Source organism: Pseudomonas eutrophicaquae, from assembly GCF_023544715.1.
Lineage (GTDB): Bacteria > Pseudomonadota > Gammaproteobacteria > Pseudomonadales > Pseudomonadaceae > Geopseudomonas.
Genome location: NZ_JAMJEZ010000028.1, coordinates 21,458 through 28,016, shown reverse-complemented (window position 1 = coordinate 28,016; position 6,559 = coordinate 21,458). Strand labels below are relative to the sequence as shown.

The following is a 6,559-nucleotide window of genomic DNA, read 5'->3' as shown; positions in this document are numbered from 1 at the left end:
CGACGCTGAGTTCGTGGTAAGACATGGCAACACCGTACCGGAAAGGTCAGGTGTTGCACTCAGTTTTTGCGGCCGCCCTGTTAAAACAGTCAATTGAAAACGGTATAGCCAGGGACGCCAATGAACGCCGTCGGCCAGATTGAAAAGAAGACCCAGCAACGCATCGTCGCCCTGCTCCAGCAGCAGCTGGGCTACGACTACCTCGGCGACTGGATCGAGCGCCCGGGCAACGCCAACATCGAGGCCGCGCTGCTGCGCGACTGGCTGCTCAAACAGGGGGTGGCGGAGAACCTGATCAGCCGCGCGCTGTTCGAGCTGAACAAGCTGGCCAACGATGCCGGCAAGAGCCTCTACGACTGCAACAAGGCGGTCTACGAGCTGCTGCGCTACGGGGTGAAGGTGCGCCCGGAGATCGGCGAGAACACCCAGACCGTCTGGCTGATCGACTGGAAGAACCCCGAGAACAACGACTTCGCCATCGCCGAAGAAGTCACCATCAAGGGCGCGAATGCCAAGGCCAACAGCAAGCGCCCGGACATCGTGCTGTACGTCAACGGCATCGCCCTCGGCGTGCTGGAGCTCAAGCGCTCCAAGGTGGCGGTCAACGAGGGCATCCGCCAGAACCTCGACAACCAGAAGGCCGAGTTCATCCAGCCGTTCTTCACCACCCAGCAGTTGGTCATGGCCGGCAACGACACCCAGGGGCTGCGCTACGGCACCATCGAGACCGGCGAGAAGTACTACCTGACCTGGAAGGAAGACAGCCGGGTCGAGAACCTGCTCGACCGCCATGTGCTGCAGGTCTGCAACAAGCCGCGCTTCCTGGAGCTGATCCACGATTTCGTGGTGTTCGACAGCGGCATCAAGAAGCTCTGCCGGCAGAACCAGTATTTCGGCGTGCGCGCCGCCCAGGATTTCCTGCGCCGCCGCGAGGGCGGGATCATCTGGCACACCCAGGGCTCGGGCAAGTCGCTGACCATGGTCTGGCTGACCAAGTGGATTCGCGAAAACCTCACCGACTCGCGGGTGCTGATCGTCACCGACCGTACCGAACTGGACGAGCAGATCGAAAAGGTCTTCAAGGGCGTCAACGAGGAGATCTATCGCGCCGGCAGCGGTGCGGACCTGATCGAGAGGCTCAACGCACCGGCACCCTGGCTGCTCTGCTCGCTGATCCACAAGTTCGGCGGCAAGGAAGAGGCTGATGTCGAGGGCTTCATCGAGGAGCTGCGCAGGAGCCTGCCGCCGGACTTCCGGGCCAAGGGCGATCTGTATGTGTTCGTCGACGAGTGCCACCGCACCCAGTCCGGCGAGCTGCACAAAGCGATGAAGGCCATCCTGCCCAATGCGGTGTTCATCGGCTTCACCGGTACACCGCTGCTCAAGGCCGACAAGCAGAAGAGCATCGAGGTGTTCGGCCGTTACATCCATACCTACAAGTTCGACGAAGCGGTGGCCGATGGTGTGGTGCTGGACCTGCGCTACGAGGCCCGCGACATCGACCAGAACATCACCTCGCAGAAGAAGATCGACCAGTGGTTCGAGGCCAAGACCAAGGGCCTCAATGACCTGGCCAGGGCGCAGCTCAAGCAGCGCTGGGGCAGCATGCAGAAGGTGCTGTCCAGCCAGTCGCGGCTGGAGAAGATCGTCGCCGACATCCTGCTCGACATGGCCACCAAGGACCGCCTGGCCGATGGCCGCGGCAATGCGATGCTGGTCACCAGCAGCATCTTCGAGGCCTGCAAGTGCTACGAGCTGTTCTGCAAGGCGGGGCTGGGCGACAAGTGCGCCATCGTCACCAGTTACAAGCCGTCGCCTTCGGACATCAAGGGCGAGGCCACCGGCGAGGGCCTGACCGAGAAGCTGCGCCAGTACGAGATCTACAAGCAGATGCTCGGCGACCAGGACCCAGAGGCCTTCGAGAAGGCGGTCAAGCAGAAGTTCATCAAGGAGCCGGGACAGATGCGCCTGCTGATCGTGGTGGACAAGCTGCTGACCGGCTTCGACGCGCCCTCGGCCACCTACCTGTACATCGACAAGCAGATGCGCGATCACGGGCTGTTCCAGGCCATCTGTCGAGTCAACCGCCTGGACGGCGAGGACAAGCGTTACGGCTACATCATCGACTACAAGGACCTGTTCAAGCAGTTGGAGGGTGCCATCGGCGACTACACCAGCGGCGCGCTGGACGGCTTCGACAAGGAGGACGTGGCCGGCCTGCTGGAGAACCGCCTGGACAAGGCGGTGGACGATCTCGAAGAGGCCCGCGAGGCGGTCAAGGCGCTATGCGAGCCAGTCGAGCAGCCCAAAGACTCGCTGGCCTACCAGCGCTATTTCTGCGCCCTGGAGTCCGGCAATGCCGAACAGCTCAAGGCCAATGAGCCCAAGCGCCTCAACCTGTACAAGCTGACCGCGACGCTGATCCGCTGCTTCGCCAACCTGGCCAACGAGCTGGAGGAGGCCGGCTACAGCGCCAAGGAGATCGCCGAAATCAAGGCAGAGGTCGATCACTTCACCAAGGTGCGCGATGAGGTGAAGCTGGCCAGCGGCGACTACATCGATCTCAAGGCCTACGAGCCGGACATGCGTTTCCTGATCGACACCTACATCCGCGCCGAGGACAGCGAGAAGGTCTCGGCCTTCGACGACCTGTCGCTGATCCAGCTGATCGTCGAGCGCGGTGTGGACGCCGTGGACCAGTTGCCCAAGGGCATTCGTGAGAACCATGAAGCGGTGGCGGAAACCATCGAGAACAACGTGCGCAAGCTGATCATCGATGAGTCGCCGATCAACCCGAAGTACTACGAGTCGATGTCCGCGCTGCTGGATGCGCTGATAGCCCAGCGCAAGGAGAATGCGCTGAGCTATCAGGAGTACCTGCAGAAGATCGTCGAGCTGACCCAGCAGGCCAAGAGTCCCGGCGGTGCCAGTCAGTACCCGACCGCCATCTCCACGCCAGGCCGTCAGGCGCTGTACGACAACCTGGGTAAGAGCGAGGCGCTGGCCCTGGCGGTCGATGCGGCCGTGCTGTCGCACCGCCAGGATGACTGGCGTGGCAACGCTTTCAAGACTCGCCGAGTACGTCTGGCGATCAAGGAGGTGCTGGATGCCGCAGGGCAGGATCTTGGCGAGGGACCTGGGCTCTATGAGGTCAACGACAGCGCAGCGCTAATCGACAGCGTGCTGGAGCTGGTGAAGAGTCAGCATGGCTACTGACAGCCATACCCTGCACATCGCCGGCCTGAGCGTCGAGGTGGTGCGCAAGCCGATCAAGAACCTGCACCTGGGCGTCTACCCGCCCGAAGGCCGGGTGCGAGTCGCTACGCCGCTGGCGGTCGACGACGACGCGGTGCGCATGGCGGTGATCAACCGACTGGGCTGGATCAAACGCCAGCGCGCGCGCTTCCAGGAGCAGCCGCGGCAGTCGCAGCGGCGCATGGTCAGTGGCGAGAGCCACTACTTCCTCGGTCAACGATACCGCCTGCGCGTCATCGCCCATGACGGGGCCACACGAATCAGCCTGCGTGGCAAGCGAGTGCTGGAGCTGCGCGCCCGCCCCGACAGCAGCGCGGAAAAACGCGAGGAAGCCCTGCAGGCCTTCTACCGTGCCGAACTGAAACAGCGCGTGCCGGAGTTGCTGGACAAGTGGCAGCCGATCCTCGGCGTAGAGGCGGCAGCCTGGGGTATCAAGCGGATGAAGACCAAGTGGGGTACCTGCAACCCCACGGCCCGCCGCATCTGGCTCAACCTGGAGCTGGCCAAGAAGCCCGTGCAGTGCCTGGAGTACATCCTGGTGCACGAGCTGACTCACCTGATCGAGCGCACACACAACGAGCGCTTCCTGTCCGTACTCGACCGGCATCTGCCGCACTGGCGGCTGGTGCGGGACGAGCTGAACAGCTCGATGCTGGCTGATGAGCGGTGGAGCTGACCCGGTGACCATACTGCCCGACAGGCACTCGTTCGACGTGGTGGCGATCTAGCGGGGGGCTGCGGCAGGGCGCAGGCGCACTCACGGGGGTTGATGGCCGGGCGACGACGCCTCTCTCAACGCACGAAGCCCTGTTTCTTCGCAAAGCTCCTGCCGCAGCGCCGCAGGTAGCCGATCTTGCCGAGGCGCCTGAGAATGCTGGCCTTGTCGCGCCCGGTCTTGTCGCTGACGATCTCGGCCACATGGTCAGGCGAGATGCCCCGCTCGATGGCGTCCAGCAGTATGTTGTTCTCTTCGATGGTCCACTGCATGTGTGTGTGCTCCAGCGATGGTTGGTTTGGTGGGTGAGGGGCCGTGTGGGAGCGTTGCCGGACGTCCGTCCAATGTCAGGGTGACTATCCGTCCAAGTGCATGATAGAGCTCCGTCCAATGTGATGATGGCTCTCCCCCTGGCTGGGCTGCAGTAGTCCCTGCCCCTCAGAAGCACGCCAGCAACAGCTGCCGGTAGTGCTGCGAGAAGCTGATCCGGTAGCGCGGCCCGGCGGCGAAACCATCCGGGGAGTTGGTGCCGGTACCGCCCGCCCCAACAGGCTGTTCAGCGTCGCCATCGCCGCTGCCATTGACCGCGCGTCGGGCCCCGGTGCCGTCTGACTGCATGGCAGCAGGCGTGACGGGTCGCTGCACCTGGCTCAACACGCCTAGCTCATCCGGCAGATCTTCCGCAATCCGCTCTGCAAAGCACCGCAGGGTCGACTCTGCCAGCATGAACAGCCAGGCCTGGTCATCGACTCCGCCTATGCGCCGCAGTACGCGCCCGAGCACTTGCCGGTAGTGCAGCTCGGTACGGATGCGGCTGAGGTAGCAGCACACCTGCAGGCGGGGAGTGTCGGTGCCTTCGCTGATCATCCCCACGGCGACGATCCAGCGGCACTCGCTGTGCCGGAACGCATGGATGACTTGCTGTGCGTCCGGTGTCCGGTTGGTCACTACCCGGCACCCCTCGCCTCGACTTTCCAGTGCCTCGACAACGATTTGTTAAGCTAGGCGCTCACGCCAACCTGGAGCGCACAGCAATGCAAGTGGTGGCCTACCTGCGGGTGTCGACCGAGCGCCAGGGCGAAAGCGGCCTGGGCATCGATGCCCAGCGCGATTACATCGCCCAAGCCGCCAGGGCGAAGGGCTGGGAAGTCGTAGCCGAGTTCGTCGACACCGCGTCCGGCACTGTCGCCCCGACCGAGCGCCCTGAGTGCATCAAGGCCATGGGCGCGGCCAAGGAGCTGGGCGCGCTGCTAGTGGTCGCCAAGCTCGACCGTCTGAGCCGCGACGTTGAGCACATCGCCGCCATGGTGAAGCGGGTGCCGTTCAAGGTGGCGACCATGCCGGACGCGGACGCCTTCCAGCTCCACATCTACGCCGCCCTGGCTCAGCAGGAGCGCGAATTCATCGCTGGCCGTACCCGTGACGCCCTGGCATCGCTCAAGGCCCGTGCCGAGAGCGGGGATGCAGCAGCCCAGGCGAAGGTATCCCGCCGTGACGCTGGCCGGCGGAAGGCCCATGAGGCTGGTAACGGGGCCGCCGTGGCAGCTGCGGGCCTATGCGCTGAGCGTGGCGAACCATCTCAAAGCCGCGAGCTTCGACGGCATCACCTCACTGGCAGGCTGTGCCGACTACCTCAACCGGCATGGGGTGAAGACTCGTCGTGGTGCCGCGTTCGCGCCGATGACCGTCAAGCGGCTATCTGCCCGTCTAGGGATCACCTTTCCTCGACACGAGGAGCAGCGCTTGTCCTGAAAGGGCATGCATGGCGATAGGCTATTTCTCATTGACCTGCATGCTGCTATAAATCTTGCTGCAAGAAAGCAGCAAGATTTAACCGTTATCGTGTGTTGGCCGCCTAGCGGTGCAGCGAACGCGGTGTTATCATTTTTGATAACACCGCGGTGGGCACAGCGATGCCAGCTACTGACCAAGAAGAAGGGGTAAGAATGAAGGCAGTCAGGTTCGTTGGCGACTCGCTCGACAGGCTGCGCGAGTTCCCATTGGATGCCAAGCGAGAGGCTGGCCACCAGCTCGACCGCGTGCAGAATGGCCTCGATCCTGATGACTGGAAGCCGATGAAGAGTATCGGCCTCGGCGTGCGGGAGATTCGTATCCGGGAGGAGAGTGGAGCCTTCCGAGTTATCTACGTTGCCAATGTCGTTGACGCTGTAGTGGTGCTCCACTGCTTCCGAAAGACAACCCAGCAAACGGCCAAAGCAGACATAGACCTTGCTGCGCGCCGATTGCGTGACCTCAAGAGGGAATCACCATGACCACCGAGCAGACATTCGCCAGCGTCTGGGATGCCATCGAGGATACCCCGGCTGAGGCTGAGAATATGAAAGTGCGCTCTGCGCTGCTGATGAAACTCAATCAGTACCTGGAGCAGCTGCCGGGCACCGATGCTGATAAAGCCGCCCGCCTTGGGATTACCCGCCCACGGTATTCTGATCTGAAACACGGCCGCATCCAGAAGTTCAGCATTGATGCCCTGGTCGGGTACGCGAGCGCAGTTGGCCTACATGTACACCTTGAGTTGAGCATGGCCGCATAACCTCTGCCCGCGCGGACCTTGTGTCCGTCTGCGGG

6 protein-coding genes and 1 pseudogene are annotated in these 6,559 nt (G+C 63.0%); 5 read left to right on the top strand and 2 right to left on the bottom strand.

Annotation, left to right across the window (positions count from 1 at the left end):
- The first annotated feature begins 120 nt into the window (after nucleotides 1–120).
- Nucleotides 121–3,216 (top strand): type I restriction endonuclease subunit R, encoded by a 3,096-nt coding sequence (locus MXC11_RS10905; RefSeq protein WP_250010215.1) that lies wholly within the window; start codon nucleotides 121–123, stop codon nucleotides 3,214–3,216.
- Nucleotides 3,206–3,931, top strand: coding sequence for a M48 family metallopeptidase (locus tag MXC11_RS10900; RefSeq protein WP_250010214.1), 726 nt, complete (start codon nucleotides 3,206–3,208; stop codon nucleotides 3,929–3,931). Before MXC11_RS10905 ends, MXC11_RS10900 begins: the two co-directional genes overlap by 11 nt.
- Before the next feature lie 116 nt (nucleotides 3,932–4,047).
- On the opposite strand, the gene MXC11_RS10895 is transcribed toward MXC11_RS10900, so the two are convergent.
- Together MXC11_RS10895 and MXC11_RS10890 are read right to left on the bottom strand one after the other, a co-directional pair.
- Nucleotides 4,048–4,242, bottom strand: a complete 195-nt coding sequence (locus MXC11_RS10895; RefSeq protein WP_250010213.1) for a hypothetical protein — start codon at nucleotides 4,240–4,242, stop codon at nucleotides 4,048–4,050.
- Between the two features lie 166 nt (nucleotides 4,243–4,408).
- Nucleotides 4,409–4,966, bottom strand: a pseudogene (locus MXC11_RS10890) (DEAD/DEAH box helicase); the annotation flags it as partial.
- A 38-nt stretch (nucleotides 4,967–5,004) separates the two neighbouring features.
- Between MXC11_RS10890 and MXC11_RS10885 the strand changes: the two are divergent.
- The 3 genes from MXC11_RS10885 (at nucleotide 5,005) to MXC11_RS10875 (ending at nucleotide 6,524) form a co-directional block, all read left to right on the top strand.
- Nucleotides 5,005–5,742 (top strand): recombinase family protein, encoded by a 738-nt coding sequence (locus tag MXC11_RS10885; protein WP_349665525.1) that lies wholly within the window; start codon nucleotides 5,005–5,007, stop codon nucleotides 5,740–5,742.
- A gap of 141 nt (nucleotides 5,743–5,883) precedes the next feature.
- Nucleotides 5,884–6,243 (top strand): type II toxin-antitoxin system RelE/ParE family toxin, encoded by a 360-nt coding sequence (locus MXC11_RS10880; protein WP_462938120.1) that lies wholly within the window; start codon nucleotides 5,884–5,886, stop codon nucleotides 6,241–6,243.
- Nucleotides 6,240–6,524, top strand: a complete 285-nt coding sequence (locus MXC11_RS10875; protein WP_250010211.1) for a helix-turn-helix domain-containing protein — start codon at nucleotides 6,240–6,242, stop codon at nucleotides 6,522–6,524. Before MXC11_RS10880 ends, MXC11_RS10875 begins: the two co-directional genes overlap by 4 nt.
- Nucleotides 6,525–6,559 lie beyond the last annotated feature (35 nt).